Source organism: Streptomyces sp. CA-251387 (assembly GCF_050936625.1).
GTDB lineage: Bacteria > Actinomycetota > Actinomycetes > Streptomycetales > Streptomycetaceae > Streptomyces.
Window position 1 is genome coordinate 2141454 of sequence record NZ_JBNJMJ010000001.1, and the last position, 21043, is coordinate 2162496.

Sequence of the window (21043 nt, forward strand, 5' to 3'; positions counted from 1 at the left end):
CCCCCACGGTTTCGTACCGCGGAAACAACCACATGTTCACGTTCTACGTCCCTAGTAGTGCGTGGAAGACGGAAGTAGTGCGTGGAGACGGACACGACCCAGTACAACGTCCTGAAGATTCCCTGGACCTGCTGACCTGAGCCCCCCTCGGTCAGCAGCGCCGGCTGGAGCCCCCCTCGGGCCGGCGACAAGAACGCCCCGCCGATGACGATCGGCGGGGCGTTCGTCTTGTGCCTGAGAGCTAGTTCATCGTGGAGCCGATGGCGGTGGAGCCCGTCGTCAGGAACGTCGTCGCCGGCAGCGTGCCGTCCGCCTCGCGGGCGCCGTACGCCGTTGTGGCGTCCGTGGACTTGAAGGAAGGGGTGGACACCCCGCTGTCCCAGTTGTTCGCCGCGGAAACCGTCGACGACCCCAGCTTGGACGGGCCCTTCTTGTTGCTCACGGCAAGGTTGCGGGCGAGCTTCGCCTTACCGGTGGCGAAGTAGAACCCCGACTCGGCGTTGGAGTAAGCCGTGTTGCGGTACAGGACGATCGCGCCGGTGTTGGAGTTCTCGGTGAAGCCGTGCAGGGTGTTGTCCCAGGCGGCGTTGTTCTGCGCCTTGTGGGCCACCGAGGCCCCGCCGCCGCCCAGCTTGAAGCCGTTGCCGTTGCCTTCGAAGGCGGAGTCGCCCCACCGGTTCCTGCCGTTGCCGAAGGCCCACGAGTTCTTGATGGTGACGGCCGTGGAGAACTGCCAGAGGTCGATCCCGTCATCCGAATTGTTGTACAGACGCGCACCGTCGACGACGTTGCCCGTCCCGGAGCCGAACTTGATGGCGATCCCGTCGGCGTTCTGGCCGTGTCCAGGGGGGTCGTAGTTGCCGTAACTGTCCAGGTTCTGCACGAGGTTGTTCGTCGTACCGTCGCCGCGCAGCGTGAACCCCGAGTCGCCGTTGTCGGCGGTGACCAGGTTCTTGAAGACGCCGCCCACAGACGACGTGGCGACGAAGCCCTGCGCCGGGGAGTTGACGAAGGTGAGGTTCCGCACGGTCCAGTAGTCGCCGTAGATGCCGGCCAGCCAGGAGCCGTCGGGCAGCTCGGACCCGTCGATCCTCACCTTCTCGCTGCCGTACGCCTGCAGCGTGATCCGCGCCGAACTCGTGCCGTTCGCCGTGGACTTGAGGGTGGCCGTCGGCCGGTAGGTGCCGCCGCGCACCTGGATCGTCGTACCCGCGGCGGCGTTCTTGACGGCCGACTCCAGCTGAGCGGTGCTGGACACGGTGACCGTCGTCGAGGCGGCCTCGGCACCGCCGTCGGAGAGGCCGAGGTGGACGCCGCCCGCTCCCGAGGCGACGGCGATCGCCGCGGCGATGGAGAGAGTACGGGTCCTGCGGTGACGGCCGGTGCTCAGACGCACGGGGTCTTCCTCTCCTGGGTCCCTGGGCGGACGAAGCGGGCCGGAGGGGCCGCCCCGGCCCGCTTCTGCCATCCGGTCGCCGCCATGGCCGCGAAGGTTGCCGCACCTCACCGAAAACAAGCGAAACTTTCGCCGACGCTCATCCCGCACCCACCGATTGACGTGCTGATTCCCGCTGGCGAGACTCCGAAGGCGCACATCACCCAACAGGAACCCCCACACTCACACAGGACTGACATGCGCCCACGCATCCTCCTCGTCGCCTGTCTCTCGCTGCTTCTCGCCCTCCTCACCGCCCCACCCGGTTCCGCCCACTCAGGAGCACCACCCGTGAACCAGCCGAAGTACGCCGGCTACCTCTTCGCCTACTTCACCGGCGAGGGCACCGCCGACGGCGAGCAGATCCGCTACGCCCTCAGCCGCGGCAACGACCCGCTCCACTGGCGCGAGCTGAACGCCGGCAAGCCGGTCCTCACCTCCACGATCGGCGAGAAGGGGCTGCGCGACCCGTTCGTGATCCGCTCCCCCGAGGGCGACAAGTTCTACATGATCGCCACGGACCTGCGGATGTACCGGAACAGCAGCGGCAGCTGGGACCACGTCCAGCGGCACGGCAGCAAGTCGATCATGGTCTGGGAGTCCACCGATCTGGTCCACTGGACCGACCAGCGGCAGGTGTTGGTCTCCCCCGACAACGCGGGCAACACCTGGGCGCCCGAGGCCTACTGGGACGCCGGCCTCGGTGAGTACGTCGTCTTCTGGGCGTCGAAGCTGTACGCCGCCGACGACCCCGACCACACGGGATCGACGTACAACAAGATGCTGTACGCGACCACGAAGGACTTCCGCACCTTCAGCGAGCCGAAGGTCTGGAACGACCCCGGCTACTCGGTCATCGACTCGACGGTCGTCGAACACAAGGGCACGTACTACCGCTACACCAAGGACGAGCGGGACCCGGCCTCCTCCAGCCCCTGCGCGAAGTTCATCACCGGGGAGAAGTCGACGTCGCTGACCTCGACGAAGTACGACTTCGTGGCGGACTGCATCGGCAGCGGCGCGATGGACCGGGGTGAGGGCCCGACGGTGTTCAAGTCGAACACCGAGGACAAGTGGTACCTGTTCATCGACGAATACGGCGGCCGCGGCTACATCCCCTTCGAGACCACCGACCTCGACTCCGGCAAGTGGACCCCCTCCACCAACTACCAGTTGCCGGCCAGCCCCCGGCACGGCACGGTGATCCCGGTGACGCAGGCGGAGTACGACCGGCTGCTCGCCGCGTATCCCGCGAGCCCCACCTCGGTCGTGGACGCGACGGCGAAGGACCAGAAGGGGTACGCGATCGTCACCGAGAGCGCGTCGAAGGTCGTCCTGCCGATGCGGCCGGACGCCGACCTCACGCGGCTGGCCCCGAGGTTGTGGGTGGGTGAAGGGGCGAAGGTGAGCCCGAGGTCCGGTACTCGCCGCGACTTCCGCAAGCCGCAGACGTACACGGTGACGGCGGCGGACGGCACGCGGCGCACCTGGACGGTCGAGGCGGTACGGACCGGCAGTCCCGTCCTGCCGGGCCTCAACGCCGACCCGGATGTGCACTACCTGAACGGCGAGTACTGGATCTTCCCGACGACGGACGGCCTCCAGGGCTGGAGCGGGACGAACTTCAAGGCGTACTCGTCCAAGGACCTGGTCCACTGGAAGGACCACGGGGTGATCCTGGGCCTGGGGCCGGACGTGAGCTGGGCCGACAAGTACGCCTGGGCCCCGGCGATCGCCGAGCGCGACGGCAAGTACTACTTCTACTTCTGCGCCGAGCAGCAGATCGGCGTGGCGGTGGCCGACTCCCCGGCGGGCCCGTTCAAGGACGCGCTGGGCAAGCCGCTGGTGGCGAAGGTCGGTTCGCTCCAAGGCCAGATGATCGACCCGGCGGTCTTCACGGACGACGACGGCACGTCGTACCTCTACTGGGGCAACGGTCACGGGTACGTGGTCCCGCTGAACGACGACATGGTGTCGTACGACGCCTCGCAGGTACGGGACATCACCCCGGACAACTTCCGCGAGGGCTCCTTCGTGATCAAGCGGAACGGCACGTACTACTTCATGTGGTCCGAGGACGACACCCGCAGCGAGAACTACCACGTGGCGTACGCGACGGGACCGTCCCCGCTCGGCCCCTGGACCAAGAAGGGGACGATCCTGTCCAAGCGTCCCGAGTACGGCATCCTCGCCACCGGCCACCATTCCGTGGTGAACGTGCCCGGCACGGACGACTGGTACATCGTCTACCACCGGTTCGCACTGAACGGACCCGGGAAGCCGGGCGGCGACGGCATGCACCGGGAAACCACGATCGACCGCCTGGAGTTCGCGGCGGACGGTTCGATCAAGCCGGTGGTTCCCAGCCTGGAGGGGATCAAGCCGGTGCGGCGGTGACGCTCGCTCAGCTCACGAAGTACGTCGGGTTCGGCAGCTTGTACGTCCGGTCCGCGAAGCCGCCCTCGAGGTCGCTGTACTGGTCGCCGAAGGTGGCGATGATCTCGTACCCGAGGCCGTCCTCGATGTGCTGCCGGGTGCCGGACTTGTACTGCACGGTCGTGCACGTCCAGGTGCCCGGCGTGGCGCACTCGCCCAGATAGGCCGGCGGGTTCGCCTTGTCCTTGAGGAACATGTGGTCGGCGTCGAGGTTCACATCGGCGCCGACCTTCTTCAGGTTCTCGACGGCGGCGGAGCGCTGGGCCTCGCTCAGACCGGAGTTGTAGAAGACCTCGACGCCCTTCTTCTCGGCGTACCGCACGAGCTCGGGGCTGCCGAAGACGGCCGGGCGATCGGCCTTGTTCACATACTCGGCCCAAGTAGTGCCGTTGTACGTGTAGTTGGTCTTCTTCTCGTAGTCGAGGCTGAGCAGCAGCGTGTCGTCGATGTCGAAGACGACGGCCGGCTTCTCGCCCTTGTGCAGCGCCTTGCGGGCCGCCTTGTCGATGTACTTCCGGGCGTCCTTGTCGATCTTCGCCAGGTCCTTGGCGTACGGGCTGTCCGCGGACGCCTGGTAGACACCGTTCGTGTCGAGGGTGGTGCCGTAGTAACTGTCCATGTCCTTGACCAGCAGCCCTATGTTGTAGGGCTCGTTGGTGCTGTTCGCGGTCGACTGTCCGGCCGTGGCCGCGCCGGCACCGTACAGGGCGGCACCGGCGACGGCGCAGGCGGCGGTGACGGCCGCGATACGCAGTGGTTTATGCCGCTCGCGATCGGCCTGCTGCTGGCCCTCGTCGCGGGCAAGCTGGCCGAGACCGCCTATCTGGTCACGGGCGGCGGCGAGATCTTCTGGGACGGCGCGGGCGTGCCTGTACTGCTGGTCTCCGCCCTCGGCGTCCTCGCCGTAGCGATCATCGGCACCCTCCCTCTGGTCGGCCGCCGCATCGACCCCGAGCTGATCCGCCGGGACTGACGGCAGGCACACGGCTGCCCCGTGAAGCGGGCCGGAGGACGCGATCCTCCGGCCCGCTTCGTCTGTCACAGGCCGTCACACGACAGCTCAGTCCATCGTCGCCCCGATGGTCGTGCTCCCCGTGGTCAGGAAGGTCGTCGCAGGCAGGGAGCCGTCGGACTGGCGGGCGTTGTAGGTGGTCGAGGCGTCCGTGGACCGGAAGGCCGGGGTGGCGATCCCGGAGTCCCAGTTGTTGCCGGACGAGACCACCGACGAGCCCTTGCTGACCAGGCCGCTGCCATTGCTCACGGCGAGGTTCTTGCCGAGCCGGGCCGCGCCCGTGGCGAAGCAGTAGCCCCACTTGGCGTTGGCGTAGGCGGTCGTCCGGTTGATGACGATGGCGCCCTTGTTGCTGTTCTCGGTGAAGCCGTTGCCGGCGTTGTCCCAGGCGGCGGAGTTGTTCACGAGGTGCGCCACGGTCTCCCCGTCGCCGCCGAGCTTGTAGCCGTTGCCGTCGCCCGCGAAGGCGGAGTCGCCCCAGCGGTTCTTGCCGTTGCCGAAGGCCCAGGTGTGCTCGACGGTGACCGGGGAGGAGAAGGAGTGGTGGAAGTACTGCCGGTCGAAGGCGTCCAGCGCGGTCGTGTCGACGAAGAGGGTGTCCTGGTGGGCGAGGAACCGGACGTTCTCGAAGGACGACCGGTCACCGGTGACGTACGCCGCCACGGCCTGTGTGCCGGTGATGTCGGCGTGGTCGGCGCGCAGCCAGTCGTTGGCGAGGGTCAGATCGCGGACCGTCTGTCCGGGTGCGGCCGAGGTGAAGGTGGCGGAGCCCGCGGTGCCGTAGGTGCCCGAACCGTCGGGCTTGGGGGTGCCGTTGGCGTTGTCGTACACGATCACGGCGTCGCGCGGGTCACGGGTGGCGCCGCGCAGTGTCAACTCGGCCCTCTCGGCGGGGACTTTCACGACCTCGCGATACGTCCCCGGGTGCAGGACGATCGTCCAGCCGGGCCCGTCCACCGCGTCCACGGCCGCCTGGACGGAGTCGCCGGGGCGGACGTGCAGGACACGGCGGGACCCGGCGGCGAAGGCGGGGGTGGCCCCGGCGACGACCAGGCCCGTCCCAGCCGCGAGAAAAGCGCGCCTACGCATGGTCAGCACGCCTCCTTCCACGGCTGCCAGTCACCCAGGTACGCCTCACGGGTCACCGACTCCGCCTGCTCGGCGGCGAGTTGGGGCCGGTTCTCGGGGACGGTGACGACCGCGCCGGGGCCGGTGTTGCGGTACTCGGTGAAGCGCTGGGTTCTGCCACGGGAAGCTGTCCGACATGTTGGTGTAGGGCGCGACGGCGTCGATGCCGGGGCCCAGCCAGGTCTCCCGGACGGTGAGCGACGGGCGGGCGGTGGGATCGGAGCTGGGCACCCAGGGGCGGGCCAGCTTGTAGTAGGCGTCCGGGGCCTCGCTGGTGATACGGCTCCGGGTCACCAGGTAGCCGCGCGGGTTGGCGGCGGCCGTCGAGGGTGCGAAGACGAAGCCGTAGGGAGCGGACGCCAGGTCGGTCCGGGTCAGGGTCCGGAAGTGGCAGTGCTCGTACACGGCCGTGGCCCGCCCGAAGACGAAGTCGACGTCGCCCTCCGCGTAGCAGTGCGAGAAGTACTGGCGGGCGAAGACGCCGAGGGCCATGGAGTCGGCGTACAGGGTGTCCTGGTGGCCGAGGAACCGGCAGTGGTGGAACGCGGACCGGTCGCCCTGCACCTTGAGGGCGACGGCCTGCGTGCCGCTGATGCCGGGGTGGTCGGCGCGCAGCCAGTCGTTGGCGAAGGTGATGGCGCGGGCGGTGAAGCCGTCGGCCTGGACGAGGGTGGCGGCGGAGCCGGTGGTGCCGTAGGTGCCGCCGCCGGGCTTGGGGGTGCCGGCGGCGTTGTCGTAGAAGATGACGACGTCGCGCGGGTCACCGCTGGCGCCGAGCCACATCATCTCCGTACGCGTCACGTCGACGGCGACCGTCTCGCGGTACGTTCCCGGCGCGAGGACCAGCGTCCAGCCGCTGCCGCTCGCTGCGGTGACGGCGGCCTGGACGGTGGTGAAGTCGCCCTGGCCGGCGGGGTCGACGTACAGGGTCCGCGGGGTCAGGCGGGCGGCCGGTGATCCGTAGCGGCCGAAGGGACAGGTCCTGGCGTGGCCGGCGGCCCGCGCGGGGACCGGCGAGAGGGCGAGCGCGGCGCCAACGGAGGCGCCCGCCGTCAGGAATCCCCTTCTGGACAGGGGGAGTCGGCGGTGGGGCGAGGGCATGCGGGTGCTCCTTCGCGGTGCGGCTCTTCGGGGTGTCGGGGTACTTCCTCGCCGTGGGGGGTGGTGGGGCCGGGGCTCGGCGCCCCGGCCCGGTGCAGGTCGGTCAGCGCAGGTGTCCGGCGCCCGCGCAGTGGTCGACGATCCCGGGGATCGCCTGGGGCGGGTCGACCTTGGTGCGCAGGGTCGGCGTCCATCCGGCGCCCGACTGGAGGGTCTCGCCGGGGATCTCCGCGTTGTGGACGGCGATGAGGTCGGTCAGCTTGCCGTTGACGTAGTTGTTGGCGGCGGTCAGCGGCGACTCGTTCCACTTCTTCAGCGTCTTGGCGGCGCTGACACCGGACGGCAGCGAGAAGGCGTTGTCGGTGGCGTACAGCTGGGACTCCTTGCCGACGCCGAAGGTGTAGGCGTACGACTGGTCGCCGGTCACGACGAAGTGGTTGTTGTACGAGTCCACCTGGCCGAACCGCACGCGCGGCGCCCGCTCCACGATGCCCCGGAAGAGGTTGTGGTGGAGGGTGACCTTGAGCTTGCCGCTGTCGGTGGAGCCGGCGCTGTCGCTGTTGCCGATCAGCATGGTCTTGTCGTGGTCCTCGAAGTCGTTCCAGGACACGGTGACGTGGTTCGCGCCGCGCACGATGTCGAGGAGCCCGTCGTGCTGCTGGAAGACCTTGCCGAAGTACGACGGCAGGGAGCTGTCGGGGTAACGCCCGTCGGTGAGCGCGTTGTGGTCGACCCACACATGCGTGGAGCCGTACACCACGACACCGTCGTACTCGGAGTTCCAGGCGCCGGTCTTGTTGTCGTCGGTGGGGTCCCACTGCGGGAAGCAATCGATGGGTGCTTCGAGCGTCAGATTGCGGACGATGACGTTGTCCACGGCCTTGATCTGGAGGCTGCCGCCGCGGATCCCGGACGCCTTGCCAACGCCGACGATGGTGGTGTTGGCAGGGACGCTGGCCTTGATCTCCTTGTCCTGGTTGGCGGCGGAGGCGGCCCGCAGGTCCTCCTGCTCACCACTGACCGGGTTGTCGTGGCCCCAGACGGCCGGGTCGTAGTCCTTGAGGTACTGCTGGAAGTCGTAGCCCTCGACGGCGAAGGCGTCACACCCCTCCGAGACGGCGTCGATCACACCCTTGACCTTGATGATCTTGGGCGCACTGCCGCCGTCCCTGAGGGCGGCCTTGACCTCCGCCCACGTAGTCACGGTGTAGACGTGCGCGGCGTCGGCGGCCGAGCCACCGGTCGTGCCGGAGCCCTCCGAGCCCCAGCCGTCAGCCCCGCCGAGAACCTCACGCCCGAGGTCACGGGAGCGGGCCTCCGCTGCGGTGCCGGTGAGGCCGAGGACGAGCGCGGTGCAGCCGATCAGAACAGCGGCCCTTCTTATGGCATGCCCATGCCACATTTGTGCGTTCATTGTGCGGCTCTCTTTTCTGCAGTCTGAGGAGGTTGGTCTTACGCGGCAGCCTGCGGCCAGGTGATCCAGGACTCCGGGATCTCCTCGTCCAGCCGACGCACGTCCTGCGGGCCGAGCACCCGCGTGCGCAGCAGCTCCTGCGCCACAAGACGCGCCACGGCGATCGCGCCGGGCGGGTTGAAGTGGGTGTTGTCCTGCTCGGTGGCGGTCCAGTCGAAGTACTTCTTCGTCTCCTCGACCCCCAGCCGCTGCCACAACGCCAGCGACAGCGCCTGGATGTCGAGCAGCGTGACGCGCTCCTCCCGGGCGAGCGCGCGCATCGCCGCCGGATAGTCGCCGTGGGTCGGCACGGCGTTGCCGCTCCCGTCGAACTTCCGCCGCTCCACGGAAGTGGCCAGCACCGGCCGCGCGCCACGGGCACGGGCGCCGTCGATGTACAGCCGCAGATAGTCCTGGTACGTCGTCCAGGGCTCGGTGTACCGAGTGGGGTCGGCGACCTTCTCGTCGTTGTGGGCGAACTGGACGAGAAGAATATCCCCGGGCCGGATGGTCTGGAGCATGACGTCAAGCCGCCCTTCATCGACAAAGCTCTTGGAACTACGCCCGTTCACCGCATGATTGGAAACGGGCCGGTCCTTGTGCAGAAAGAAGGGGAGCGCCATTCCCCACCCGGTCTCAGGGGCGGCGTCGGCGTATTTCTGGGCGGCCGTGGAATCACCGGCGATATAGAGAGTGCGACGGCGCTGCGCTGCCTGGGCGGTACCGGTGCCCGCGAGGGCGAGAGGAACGGCGGCAACGGCCGCCAAACCGACCTGTCTGCGAGTAAGAGACACAAGGGTGCCTTTCAGCAGGGGGAAGTGACACCCCCTCAGGGGCGCGGGGAACTGCGCGACCAGCCACAAACAACCCGCAGCCGGCCGCGCAGCGAAGCGACCGAGCTCTTAGCCGTTCCGTTGCTTCCACTCGGCCTGAGCCTCGTTCAGCTGATCGGCCATGGTGTCCAGGAATTCCTTGGCACTCAGGTCGCCATTGAGGAGCTTCTGGAAGTTCGGCTCGTTGTCGGCCTTGGAGATCGTGTTCCAGTCGGGCAGGTAATACGGCAACTGCACAATCGTCGTCGACCCATCCGTCAACGCGGCGGCAGCCAACTTCGTCGGCTCGGCCTTCGAAATCCACGCATCCTTGGCCGCGTCGTTGTTCGCCGGCACCTGCCCCGCCGACTCGTTGAACTTCGAGTTCTCCTCGTGCGAGGTGGCGAACTCGATGAACTTCCAGGTGGCCTCCTTGTTCTTGGAGCTCTTGAACAGCCCGATGCCGTCCACGGGGTTGGAGACCTGAACCCGCTTCCCGTCGGAGCCGACCGGCTGAGGAATCCCCCGGAACTTGTCCGTGCCCAGCGCCTTCACATGGTCCTGGTACGACCCCAGGTTGTGGTTCAGCATCCCGATCGTGCCGGAATCCCACTGGGCGACCATCTTGGTGAAGTCGTTGTTGAGGTCGGCGGCCGGAGTGACCTTCTTGTAGAGCGCGGCGTACTTCTCCAGCGCGGCCACGTTCTTCGGATCGTTGACCGTGGTCTTGTCACCGTTCCAGAAGGACGTGATCCCGGACTGCCCGTACATCGCGTCCAGCGCCTGGGCGATGGATCCGGCACCACCGCGGATGGTGTAACCGAACTCGTTCTTCTTGGCGTTGGTGAGCTTGTCCGCGGCCTCGTAGAACTTGTGCCAGGTCGTCGGCTCGTCCAGCCCGGCCTTCTTGAACAGATCGGTGCGGTAGTACAGCACACCGTTGTTCGCGGAGGTCGGAATCGAGTACAGCTTGCCGTCACCACCGCTCGCGGCCTTCAGTGAAGCGACCATGTCCTCGTTGAGCTTGCTGTTCAGCGACGACTTGCCGAGCCGGTCGTCGAGCGGTTCCAGCGCGCCCTGCGCGGCGAAACCCGCGAGCATCGCCGCGCCGACGCCCCCGACGTCCGGCAGTCCGCCGCCCTGGATGGCGGTGTCCACCTTGGACTGGTAGTCGGTGGACGGAATCCCGACGTACTCGACCTTGATGTCCGGGTTCGCCTTCTCGAAGTCGGCGATGATCTCCTTCCAGATGTCGGTGCGGACACCGCCGTTGTTGTCCCAGAAGACGATCTTCCCCGTGCCGCTGCCCTCGGCGCCCTTGTCGCCGCCGGCGCCGCCGCTGCCGTCGTCACCGCAGGCGGTGGCGGTCAGGGCGAGCACGGCGCTCAGGGCGACGGCGGCCGACGTGCGGCGCCCGCCTGTGCTGCTCCTGCGATTGCTGATCTTCATTGGTCGGCTCTCTCTTCTGGATCACACCTGGATCAAACGGAGATATGAAGTTGTGGGGGGTCAGTGGTGGGCGTGCGGCATCCAGCCGTCCGTGCCCTTGAGGTAGTCGGCGACGCTGTGGGACCGGGCGTCCTCGTCACTCATCTGCGGACGATCCGCGGTGATCGCGGCCCCCGGCCCGTGGTTCCGGTACTCCGCGAACCGAGCGTCCTTCCACGAGAACCCGCTCATGTCGGTCCACGGCGCGGACTTGATCGCGGCGGGCAGTTCGGTCTCCCGGATCAGCACCTGCGCGACCGCCGCCGGCTCACCGCCCGGGTGCCAGGGCCGCCCGAGGTGGAAGGTCCCGTCGGGCGCGTCGCTGACGATCCTCGACTTCGTGATCAAGAAGCCGTACGGATTCCCGCTCCAGGTCGGGGTCGCCCCAGAAGATCCAGAAGCGGTCGTCGTGGTGGCGGATCGACGGGGCCCAGATGCCGCAGTCGTGCCGGGGAGCAGCGAACTCCTCGGCCGGTTCGAGGCGTTCGACGGCGTGCCCGACCAGGGTCCAGTTGACCAAGTCCCGGGAGTGCAGCAGGGGAAGGCCCGGGGCACGGCCGAAGCTGGAGGCGGTGAGGTAGAAGTCGTCGCCGACGCGGACGACGTCCGGGTCGGACCAGTCGGCGTTGAGGATCGGGTTCGTGTAGGTCCCGGTCTCGGTCGTCACGGGCTCACCGCCTTGCGGACCAGCGACGCCGCTTCGAGCCGGCTGACGCGGCCGTCGGCGACGACGGTGACGATGCGGCGTACGGCGGTCTCGCCGGGCGGGATCGGCAGCCGGTCCTCGGATGCGAGGGAGGATCCGACGCCGGGGTACTCCGTGGCGCGCACGAACCACGGGTCCCGGCGGGTCTGTTCGGTGGCCCCGGCGAAGATCAGGGTCCAGGTGGAGCCCGCGAGAGCCACCCAGGTCGCACGGGTGCCGTGGACCTGTTCCTCGCCCTCGCGGTCGACGGTGAACACGTCCGGCGCCGACGCCTCTTTGCGGGCCCGCCAGAAGAAGCCGCCGTACGCGGCGCCGGGGCGGCCGTTCGTCGCCGGGCTGCCGATCGACAGCGGGCCGGAGGTGACGTTGGTCAGCGAGAAGGTGAAGTCCAGCGCCCAGGCGAACTCGGTGAGTTCGGTGGCCGCGACCGTACGGCGCTCGCGCAGCAGCTCCGTCCCTGCCGCCACCCAGCGCAGTTCCTCGACGAAGCCGTCGGGGTCGCGGAGCTGGAAGTCGGTGTGCCGCTGGGCGCCGTGGTTGTCCAGCTCGGTCGGGCCCTGGTCGCGGACGAAGGTGCGCCCGCCCCAGAAGTTGGACCCCCCGACGTCGGGAACGGCGACACCGACGCCGAGGTGGTGTGTGTGGTCGGCCGGACTGAGCTCGGTGACCGCCGTGCCGGCCAGGGTGGTGACGGGGTGCAGGTACGGGCGTGGGGAGAGCCGGGCCGGCAGTTCGGGCCGGGTGACGTACCGGCCGACCGGGCGGCCCGCGACGCGCAGTACCGCGGTGTCGTGGGGGGTCATCAGGTGCTCACCTCTTTCGTTCTCGCCGGGAGCGCCCAGGGGGCGCCCAGCTCGGAGTAGAGGGCGAGGGCGTCGGCGGCGGCCGCGACCAGGCCGTCGATGCCGGGTACGACCCGGCGCTGCTCGTCGGGGAGCAGCTGCCAGGCCCCGTCGGGCAGCGGGGCGGGGTCGGGGGCCCGCCGGATCACCTCGACGACCTTCATGAAGGCGCCGGTCGCCTCGGGCGTGACCAGCAGGTCGGTGCCGTCGGTGAGGTGCTCGACCAGGTTCTCCAGCAGGTCGGTACGGCCGTACTCGTACTCCTCGGGGCCGTGGTTCGCGCGCTGGAGCAGGACGCGGTCCTGCTTGTACCAGAAGGTGATCCGGCCGCGGTCGCCGTGGACGACGACGTACGGCTCGTCGGGGTCCTCGGCGCACAGGGTCGCGGCGACGACGACCGGGCGGCCCTGCTCGGTGGTGACGCGGACACAGGAGGTGTCGTCGGACTCGATGTCGTTGGCGCGGTAGAGCTCGGTCTGGATGTGGGTGACGTCCTCGGCGCGGAGGGAGCCATTGAGGGCCAGGCCGGTGGCGACGGCGTGCGCGAGCGGGTTGGTGAGCACCCCGTCGATCACGTCGACGCCGTTCAGCCTGCGCCTGCCCGCCCAGGGCGCCCGCCGGTAGTACGCCTCGGCCCGCGCCCAGGCACCGGCCCCGCCGATCCCGGTGATCTCGCCGATCGCGCCCTCGGCCATCAGCGTCCGGATCGCGGGCACGGCGTGCGAGCCGAGCGACTGGAAGCCGATCTGGCAGGCGACGCCGGCCTCGGCGACCCCGTCGGCCATGCGCCGGAACTCGGCGTACGACGGGGCGGGCGGCTTCTCCAGCAGGATGTGCACGCCACGCCGGGCCGCCGTCAGCGCCAGGTCGGTGTGGGTCGGGATCGGCGTGCAGATCACCGCGATCCGGGCGCCGGTGGAGTCGAGCAGGGCACCGAAGTCGGCGGACTGCTCAGGGGCGCCCGAGGGCAGGACGAGCCCCTCGGGGAGCTCCTCCTCGCTCAGCGGAGTCAGCTCGCAGATCCCCGCCAGCCGCACGATCCCCTTGTCCTGGAGCCGGCGGATGTTGTCCAGGTGCCAGCGGCCGTGGCCGCGCGCGCCCGCGAGGACGATGGGTACGGCAGTGCTCATGGGATCCTCCCTGCGCCCGCGCCGCGTGCCACCGCCCGGTCGGCCGCCTCGGCGCTGTCGATCTTTGTGTGCAGGGTAGGTGTCCAGCCGACGTCGGCCGTGAGATCGCGCTCGCTGCCGGAGTTGTAGGCGTTGTGGATCGCGAGCAGATCGACCGGGTAGCCGTTGAAGAGGGTGCCGGACTGGTGGAGGGCGGTGCCGTTCCAGCTCTTGACCAGGTCGGCGGCCTCGATGTGGCCGGGGGTGTGGAAGGCGTTGTTCTCGGCGTGCATCGCCGACTCGGTCGACACGCCGAGGGAGTAGCGGTAGTCGTGGGCGTCGTCCGGGACGACGTACCGGTTGTTGTAGAGGTGCACCTGCCCGAAGCGGACGCGCGGGGCGCGCTGGACGACGGACTCGAACTCGTTGTGGTGCAGGGTGACCCGGAGTCTGCCGCGGTCGCCGGTCGCCGTGTCGCCGTTGCCGATGAGCATCGCCTTGTCGTGGCCGGCGAAGCGGCTCCAGGAGACGGTGACCAGGTCGGAGGCGTTGGTGATGTCCAGCAGGCCGTCGTGGCGGAGGTAGTTGCGGCCGAAGTAGGTGGGTTCCTTCTCGTCCGGGTGGCCCTGGTCGCTCAGGGTCACGCGGTCGATCCAGACGTGGGTGGCGCCGCGCAGCCAGATGTTGTCGTACGCGGTCTTCCAGTCGCCGAGGCCGCCGGTGTTGGGCTGCCAGACGGGGAAGCAGTCGTAGGCGTCGCGGAGTTCGAGGTTGCGGACGATGACGTTGTCGGCGCCCCTGAGCTGGAGGCTGGCGCCCTTGAGGACGGCTGGGTTCTCGGAGTCGCCGAGTCCGACGATCGTGGTGTTGGGGCCGACGGGCAGCTCGACCCGCTCGGCCTGCCGGGCCGCCGAGGCCTGGCGGGCCTCCTCCAGCGGGCCGCTGGGCTTGGCGGAGCCCCAGGTGCGGGGGTCGTAGGCGGCCAGGTACTTCCTGGTGCTGTAGCCGCCGGTGGCGTAGTCGGCACAGTCCAGGTGGTCGCCGTCGTCGTCGGTGTTGGCGTCGATGGTCCCGGCGATCCTGATGATCTTCGGGGTGGCGCTGCCGCCGTCGAGGGCGCGGACCAGCTCACTCCGGTTGCGTACGGTGAAGACGTGGGCGTCGTCGGCGGTGGAACCCCCCGTGGTACCACCGTCGGCCGCCGCCCAGCCGTCGTTCGGGGCGAGGGTGTCGCGGCTGATGTCGCGGGTGTCGTCGGCGTGAGCCGGGACGCACAGCAGTCCCAACAGAGCCGTGAGCGCGGTGATCCGACGGAGTCTCACCCCTTCACCGCCCCCGCACTGAAGCCCGTGATCAGCCACTTCTGGATGAAGGCGAACACGATCACCACCGGTACGGCCGCGATGATGCCGCCCGCGGCGAGTGCGCCCAGGTCGACGCTGTCCGCGCCCATCAGGGTGTTGAGGCCGACCGGGATGGTCTGCTTCTCCTGGTTGTTGAGGAACATCAGGGCGAACAGGAAGTGGTTCCAGGAGTGCACGAAGGCGAAGGAGCCGACGGCGATCAGACCGGGCCGCAGCAGTGGCAGGACGACGATCCTGAAGGCCGTCATCCGGTTGCAGCCGTCGACCCAGGCCGCCTCCTCCAGGGAGTACGGCACGTTCTTGATGAAGTTGCTGATCAGGATCATCGACAGCGGCAACTGGAAGACCGTCTCCGCGATGATGACGCTGCCCAGCGAGTTGATCATCCGGAGTTCGGCGAAGATCTCGAACAGCGGCACCAGGAGCAGCGCGCCCGGCACGAACTGGGAGCAGAGCAGGGCGAGCATGAACGCGCGCTTGATCTTGAAGTTGAAGCGGGCGAGGGCGTATCCGCCGGCCAGGGCGACGAGGGTCGTCATCAGCAGGGTGACGACACCGACCAGCACGCTGTTCTGGAAGTAGGTGCCGAAGCTCCGCTCCGTCCAGACCTTCTCGAAATGGTCGAAGGTGATCGGCCAGGGCACGAGCGAGATCGAACCGGCCGGGCGGAGCGAGAAGAGCAGGATCCAGTAGAAGGGGATGAGGGTGAAGACCAGGTAGATCGACAGCGGGAGGTAGATCTGCCAGCGCGGAACCTCGTCCCAGGAACGGTTCTTCTTCGACGGACGCGGCGGTTCGGGGGCGGCACGCACAGGGGCGGGCGCGGCCTTGGTGGCTTCCTTGACGCTCACTTGTCCTCACCTCCGAACTTGCTCAGCCGCAGATAGACCATCGAGCAGAAGAGCAGGATCACGAACGCGACCGTGGTCAGGGCGGACGCGTAGCCGAAGTTGTGTGCGTCGACGCTGATGGTGGCGATGTAGAGCGGGAGCGTCGTGGTCTCGCCGGCCGGCCCGCCACCGGTGAGGGTGTAGAGCAGGTCGACGTTGTTGAACTCCCACACCGCGCGCAGCAGCGTGGACAGGACGATGGCGTCCTTCAGATGGGGCAGGGTGATGTGCCAGAACTGCTTGATACAGCTGGCCCCGTCGACCTCGGCGGCCTCGTACAGGTCCTTCGAGGCGGACTGGAGGTCGGCGAGGATGAGGATCGCGAAGAACGGCACGCCCCGCCACAGGTCGGCGACGATCGCCGCCGGGAACACGGTGGAGGTGTCCGACAGCCAGCTGGTGCCGTAGGAGCCGATGCCCACGTCCGCGAGGTAACGGGTGATGCCGGTCTGGGAGTTGTAGAGCAGCACCCAGATCGCCGAGGTCAGCACGCCGGAGACGGCCCACGGCGAGAACACCAGGGCGCGGCCCAGTGCCCGGCCCACGAAGGTCTGGTTGACGATCAGCGCGAGCGCGAGCCCGAACAGCAGCTGCAGCCCGACCTCGACGAACACCCACTTGGCGCTGAAGACCAGCGTGTCCCAGAACAGCGGGTCCTCGGTGAAGGCGTGGACGAAGTTGTCGAAGCCCGCGAAGCCGTTGCGCCACGGCTTGGTGGGGTTGTACTCCTGCAGGCTGTAGTAGAAGACGCTGATGACCGGGTAGGCGATGAAGCCCAGCATGAGCAGGGCCGCCGGGGCGATCAGCAGATACGGGAGCCTGCGCGGCGTGGCGGAGGCACGGCGCCGCCGGGGTGGCGCGGGCGGTTTCGCCACGGCTGCGGCTTGGGCCATGACTGGTCTCCGTTCTTGGTACGTCGTGCGTGAGGCTTGCTTTTGTGGTGCGGGAAGCGCTTTCTCGCTGTGCGTGGGTGCCTCTTGCGGTCTTGTGGCGGCTGCGGGTGCGTGTGGCTTGTCGCGCAGTTCCCCGCGCCCCTTTGCGGCGTTGGTGTCAGCCTGCGTAGGGGGCTGGGGACTTGCCCGGGCGGGCCAGGAACTCGAAGTCGCAGCCGGTGTCGGCCTGGGTGATCTGTTCGTTGTAGAGGGCGCCGTAGCCGCGCTCGTAGCGGGTGGGCGGTGCGGTCCACTCGGCTCGGCGGCGCTCCAACTCGTCGTCGGCCACGTTGAGTTGGAGGATGCGCGCCTCGACGTCCAGGGTGATCGTGTCCCCGGTGCGTACGAGGGCCAGCGGGCCGCCGACGTACGACTCGGGCGCGATGTGCAGCACGCACGTGCCGTAACTCGTGCCGCTCATCCGGGCGTCGGAGATCCGCACCATGTCCCGTACGCCCTGTTTCAGCAGATGGTCGGGCAGCGGCAGCATGCCGTACTCGGGCATGCCCGGGCCGCCCTTGGGCCCGGCGTTGCGCAGCACCAGCACGCTGTCCGCGGTGATGTTCAGCGACGGGTCGTTGATGGTGCGCTGCATGGTCTTGTAGTCGTCGAAGACGACGGCCGGTCCCGTGTGCTTGAGCAGGTGCCGCTCGGCGGCGATGTGCTTGATGACGGCGCCGTCCGGGCAGAGGTTGCCGCGCAGCACGGCGACCCCGCCCTCGCCGGCGACCGGGTTGTCGCGGGGGCGGATGACGTCGTCGTTGTGGACGACGGCGCCCTCGATCTGCTCGGCCAAGGTGCCGTTGACCGTCGGCCGGTCCAGGTGCAGCAGGTCGGTGATCCGCGAGAGGAAGGCGGGCAGGCCGCCGGCGAAGTAGAAGTCCTCCATGAGGTACGTCCGACCGCCGGGCCGGACGTTCGCGAGCACCGGCACGGTACGGGCGATGCGGTCGAAGTCGTCGAGGGTGAGCTTGATGCCCGCGCGGCCGGCCATCGCGATCAGATGGATGACCGCGTTGGTGGAGCCGCCGAGCCCGAGCACCGTGGTGACGGCGTCCTCGAAGGCCTCGCGGGTGAGGATCATGGACGGCTCAAGCCCCGTCCAGGCGAGCTCCACGACCCGGCGCCCGGAGGCGGCGGCCATCCGCTCGTGCCCGGAGTCGACGGCCGGGATCGAGGAGGCGCCCGGCAGTGTCATACCGAGGGCTTCCGCCGCCGCGGTCATCGTGGACGCGGTCCCCATGGTCATGCAGTGGCCGGGGGAACGCGCCAACCCGCCCTGCAGCTCCCGCAGTTCGCAGTCCGTCAGGTTGCCCGCGCGGTGCTCGTCCCAGTACTTCCACATGTCGGTGCCGGACCCGAGGGTCTCACCGCGCCAGTGCCCCGGCAGCATCGGCCCCGCGGGCACGAAGACCGACGGTACGTCGGCCGAGGCCGCGCCCATCAGCAGCGCGGGCGTCGACTTGTCGCAGCCGCCGAGCAGCACCGCCGCGTCGATCGGATACGACCGCAGCAGCTCCTCCGTCTCCATCGCGAGGAGGTTGCGGTAGAGCATCGGGGTCGGCTTCTGGTACGTCTCCGAGAGGGTGGAGACCGGAAACTCGAGCGGGAAGCCCCGGCCTGCCACACCCCCCGCTTGACCGCCTCGGCACGCTCACGCAGATGGACGTGGCAGGGGTTGATGTCGGACCAGGTGTTGAGGACGGCGATCACCGGGCGGCCCCGGTACTCCTCCGCCTCGTATCCCAGCTGGCGCATGCGGGCGTTGTGCGACCAGGTGCGCAGCTGACCCTCGGTGCCGTACCACTGATGGCTTCTGAGTTCCTCGGGACGCTTTCGTGCAGCCCTGTCGCCCCTGTCGCCCCTGTCGATTCTGTCGATCCTGTCGGTCATATCGACCACCCGGCGGCTATCGCGGCGACCTCGGCGCGCTCGGCCTCGGGCAGGTGCCGGCTCGGCGGGCGGACGTCGCGGCGGCACAGGCCGAGAGAGGCTAGGGCCTCCTTGACGACGGTGACGTTGTTGGCGGAGCCGTTCGCGGCGCGCAGCTCCTCGAAGCGGCGGATCTGCTCCCAGACCTTCATTGCGCCCGGGTAGTCCCCGGATCGAAGCGCTTCGATCATGTTCAGCGAAACGGACGGGGCGACGTTCACGAGTCCGGAGGTGAAGCCGGTGGCGCCCGCGGAGAAGTATGAGGGGGCGTACGGCTCGGCGAGCCCGGCGACCCACACGAAGCGCTCCAGGCCGGCGTCACGGGCGAAGGCGGCGAACTTGGCGGCGTCCGGCACGGCGTACTTCACGCCGATGACGTTCGGGCAGTCGTCGGCGAGTTCGGCGAGGCGTGCGCCGCTGAGCTGGGCGTTGCGGATGTACGGGACGACGCCGAGCTCGGGCACGGCCTCGGCGATGGCGCGGTGGTAGTCGACCCAGCCGCTCTGGGAGACGTACGGGTGGACGGGCTGGTGGACCATCACCATCTCGGCGCCGAGCTCGCGGGCGTGCCGGGCGGTGGCGATGGCGGTGGGAATGTCATGCCCGACGCCGACGAGGATGACAGCGCGCTCCCTGGCCTCGTCGATGGTCAACTCGGTGACGAGGCGACGCTCTTCGGGTGTGAGGGCGTAGAACTCACCGGTGTTGCCGTTGGGGGTGAGGGTGGTGATGCCCCCGTCGAGGAGACGACGCAGCAGGGCCCGGTGGGCGGCCTGGTCGACGGTGCCGTCCTCGGCGAACGGGGTCACCGGGATCGCCACCACGTCGGCCAGGGCCGTCCGCTGGGTCTCGAACGTCGTTGTCATGCCGGACCGTCCTCTCCCTGGACCTCGGAACCCGCCTCGGGGAAGGCCCGCTCGACGAACGACGCGATGTGGGCGTGCAGGGCACGCGCGGCGCCGTCGGCGTCCCCTTCGAGCGCGAGCCGCAGGATCTCCCGGTGCTCGCCGGCCTCCCGCTCCCAGGAGGGCGAGGCGGCCCAGGCGACGGCGGAGACGAGGGCGGCCTGGTCGCGGACCTCGTCGAGCATCCGGCCGAGCAGCGGGTTGCCGCAGGGCAGGTAGAGGGCGCGGTGGAACTCCCGGTTGGCGAGCGACCGTTCGGCGGTGTCGGTGGCGGCGTCGGCGCGGGTCAGGGCGTCCCGCGCCGCATCGAGCGAGGCCCCACGCCGCACGGCCCGCTTCAGCGCCTCGGGTTCCAGCAGCAGCCGTACGTCGTACACCTCGCGCGCCATGTCCGCGTCCACCATGCGCACCGTGACGCCCTTGTACTGGCTCATCATGACCAGCCCGGTCCCGGCCAGCGTCTTGAGCGCCTCGCGCACCGGGGTCTTCGACACCCCGAACTGTGCGGCGAGCTCGGTCTCGACCAGGGCCTGACCGGGCGTCAACTGCCCGGTGAGGATGCGGCGTTTGATCTCCTCCAGCACGTACTGCGTGCGGGAGGGGATCGGCGTGGGCACAGAGGTCATGCGCGCCTCTCGGATCTTCGCGAGATGGATCTCGCGTAGGGGATCTCGCGTAGGGGATCTCAGGTAGGGGATCTCAGGTAGGGGATCTCGCGTATCGCGTCTCATATATGACGTACGAAGTACGACGCGATGAAGGTAGGAGGGGGCGCATGTTTCGTCAATGCTTCTGACAAAGGAACTTGAGGTTGCCTCAGAAACGCAGGAGGTGACCTTCGCGCGCGGCGACGGTGGGCCCGCCGAAGACCGCGGCGGCGCGGGAGGCCGCCGCCTCCGGGGTGAGCGTGGGCCCGGCATGCGTGACGACGAGCTCCCGTACGCCCGCCTCGCGGGCGGCGGTTCCGGCGTCCTCGGGCGTCAGGTGCACCTGTTCGCCATCGCGATGCTCATGGATGTCGGCCTCGCACAGGAACAGGTCGGCGTCGCGGGCGAGTTCGGTGAGGGCGGGACAGGGCCTTCGGTCCCCGGGTACGCGAGGACGGGCTCTGGCGGTCGGTGCACTGTTCGCAGGTCTCAGTGTCGTGGGTGGCGGTGCAATGTGGGTGCGGTCGCTGCAGCTCACCTAGGGGCGCGGGGAACTGCGCGACCAGCCACGACGGGCCCGCACTCGGGGACGGCCAGCAGTCCTACGGCGGTTACCCCCGGTCACCCAGCGGAGCTACAAGCGCCGGATCCGTATGCCGCTGCAACTCCGCGAAAGTCCCGGTCCCGGCGTCCACCCACACCTCGGCCCCGCCGCCGCGCACCAGATAGCCGGAGCAGGGGCGGCCGGGGGCAGGGTGCGGGGAGGCCGTGCCGAGGACGGTGAGGGTGAGGGGCATGGAGGGAAGCGTACGTACTGTCCGGCCCTCGGGCGTTCCTCGACCTCGGCGCCC

At 69.0% G+C, this 21043-nt stretch carries 15 protein-coding genes and 5 pseudogenes; 2 read left to right on the forward strand and 18 right to left on the reverse strand.

Annotated features, from left to right (window positions below; translation table 11 throughout):
• Nucleotides 1-241 precede the first annotated feature (241 nt).
• Nucleotides 242-1396 (reverse strand): right-handed parallel beta-helix repeat-containing protein, encoded by a 1155-nt coding sequence (locus ACQEV2_RS09490; RefSeq protein WP_433038578.1) that lies wholly within the window; start codon nucleotides 1394-1396, stop codon nucleotides 242-244.
• 237 nt (nucleotides 1397-1633) lie between these two features.
• Between ACQEV2_RS09490 and ACQEV2_RS09495 the strand changes: the two genes are divergently transcribed.
• Nucleotides 1634-3832, forward strand: coding sequence for a family 43 glycosylhydrolase (locus ACQEV2_RS09495; protein WP_433038580.1), 2199 nt, complete (start codon nucleotides 1634-1636; stop codon nucleotides 3830-3832).
• A gap of 7 nt (nucleotides 3833-3839) precedes the next feature.
• Here the strand turns inward: ACQEV2_RS09495 and ACQEV2_RS09500 are convergent, their stop codons facing one another.
• The gene (locus ACQEV2_RS09500) at nucleotides 3840-4625 is read right to left on the reverse strand and encodes an HAD family acid phosphatase (RefSeq protein WP_433054303.1); all 786 of its coding nucleotides are present in this window, start codon (nucleotides 4623-4625) and stop codon (nucleotides 3840-3842) included.
• Between the two features lie 6 nt (nucleotides 4626-4631).
• Between ACQEV2_RS09500 and ACQEV2_RS09505 the strand changes: the two genes are divergently transcribed.
• Entirely contained in the window at nucleotides 4632-4844 is a 213-nt protein-coding gene (locus ACQEV2_RS09505; RefSeq protein WP_433055234.1) for a hypothetical protein, read from the forward strand.
• Nucleotides 4845-4931: 87 nt separating this feature from the next.
• On the opposite strand, the gene ACQEV2_RS09510 is transcribed toward ACQEV2_RS09505, so the two are convergent.
• The 16 genes and pseudogenes from ACQEV2_RS09510 to ACQEV2_RS09585 all read right to left on the reverse strand — a co-directional run bounded on the left by ACQEV2_RS09510 (nucleotide 4932) and on the right by ACQEV2_RS09585 (nucleotide 20989).
• Nucleotides 4932-5972, reverse strand: coding sequence for a pectinesterase family protein (locus tag ACQEV2_RS09510; protein ID WP_433038582.1), 1041 nt, complete (start codon nucleotides 5970-5972; stop codon nucleotides 4932-4934).
• A 2-nt stretch (nucleotides 5973-5974) separates the two neighbouring features.
• Nucleotides 5975-7112 (reverse strand): annotated as a pseudogene (locus ACQEV2_RS09515) (pectinesterase family protein).
• A gap of 103 nt (nucleotides 7113-7215) precedes the next feature.
• Nucleotides 7216-8526, reverse strand: a complete 1311-nt coding sequence (locus tag ACQEV2_RS09520; protein ID WP_433038585.1) for a pectate lyase family protein — start codon at nucleotides 8524-8526, stop codon at nucleotides 7216-7218.
• A gap of 38 nt (nucleotides 8527-8564) precedes the next feature.
• On the reverse strand, nucleotides 8565-9359 hold the full coding sequence (locus ACQEV2_RS09525) for a rhamnogalacturonan acetylesterase (protein ID WP_433054306.1): 795 nt from the start codon (nucleotides 9357-9359) through the stop codon (nucleotides 8565-8567).
• Between the two features lie 108 nt (nucleotides 9360-9467).
• Complete coding sequence (locus tag ACQEV2_RS09530; RefSeq protein WP_433038587.1) at nucleotides 9468-10826, reverse strand: ABC transporter substrate-binding protein; 1359 nt, start codon at nucleotides 10824-10826, stop codon at nucleotides 9468-9470.
• Nucleotides 10827-10886: 60 nt separating this feature from the next.
• Nucleotides 10887-11249: pseudogene (locus ACQEV2_RS09535) on the reverse strand (pectinesterase family protein); the annotation flags it as partial.
• Nucleotides 11239-11532: pseudogene (locus ACQEV2_RS09540) on the reverse strand (family 43 glycosylhydrolase); the annotation flags it as partial. The pseudogenes ACQEV2_RS09535 and ACQEV2_RS09540, both read right to left, overlap by 11 nt.
• Nucleotides 11529-12374, reverse strand: coding sequence for a PmoA family protein (locus ACQEV2_RS09545; RefSeq protein ID WP_433038590.1), 846 nt, complete (start codon nucleotides 12372-12374; stop codon nucleotides 11529-11531). The pseudogene ACQEV2_RS09540 and the gene ACQEV2_RS09545, both read right to left, overlap by 4 nt.
• A complete protein-coding gene (locus ACQEV2_RS09550) occupies nucleotides 12374-13543 on the reverse strand; it encodes a Gfo/Idh/MocA family protein (RefSeq protein ID WP_433038592.1) in 1170 nt (389 codons plus the stop codon). Before ACQEV2_RS09550 ends, ACQEV2_RS09545 begins: the two co-directional genes overlap by 1 nt.
• On the reverse strand, nucleotides 13540-14829 hold the full coding sequence (locus ACQEV2_RS09555; protein WP_433054309.1) for a pectate lyase family protein: 1290 nt from the start codon (nucleotides 14827-14829) through the stop codon (nucleotides 13540-13542). Before ACQEV2_RS09555 ends, ACQEV2_RS09550 begins: the two co-directional genes overlap by 4 nt.
• Nucleotides 14830-14840: 11 nt before the next feature.
• Complete coding sequence (locus ACQEV2_RS09560; RefSeq protein ID WP_433038595.1) at nucleotides 14841-15737, reverse strand: carbohydrate ABC transporter permease; 897 nt, start codon at nucleotides 15735-15737, stop codon at nucleotides 14841-14843.
• Nucleotides 15734-16669, reverse strand: a complete 936-nt coding sequence (locus ACQEV2_RS09565) for a carbohydrate ABC transporter permease (RefSeq protein WP_433038597.1) — start codon at nucleotides 16667-16669, stop codon at nucleotides 15734-15736. The genes ACQEV2_RS09560 and ACQEV2_RS09565 overlap by 4 nt, the downstream gene beginning before the upstream one ends.
• A gap of 157 nt (nucleotides 16670-16826) precedes the next feature.
• A pseudogene (gene araD / locus ACQEV2_RS09570) lies at nucleotides 16827-18466 on the reverse strand (L-arabinonate dehydratase).
• 131 nt (nucleotides 18467-18597) lie between these two features.
• Nucleotides 18598-19506 carry a dihydrodipicolinate synthase family protein gene (locus tag ACQEV2_RS09575; RefSeq protein ID WP_433038600.1) on the reverse strand — a complete coding sequence of 303 codons (909 nt, stop codon included), beginning with the start codon at nucleotides 19504-19506 and terminating at the stop codon, nucleotides 18598-18600.
• Nucleotides 19503-20171 (reverse strand): GntR family transcriptional regulator, encoded by a 669-nt coding sequence (locus tag ACQEV2_RS09580; protein ID WP_433038602.1) that lies wholly within the window; start codon nucleotides 20169-20171, stop codon nucleotides 19503-19505. Before ACQEV2_RS09580 ends, ACQEV2_RS09575 begins: the two co-directional genes overlap by 4 nt.
• Before the next feature lie 190 nt (nucleotides 20172-20361).
• Nucleotides 20362-20989, reverse strand: a pseudogene (locus ACQEV2_RS09585) (MBL fold metallo-hydrolase).
• Between the last annotated feature and the right edge of the window lie 54 nt (nucleotides 20990-21043).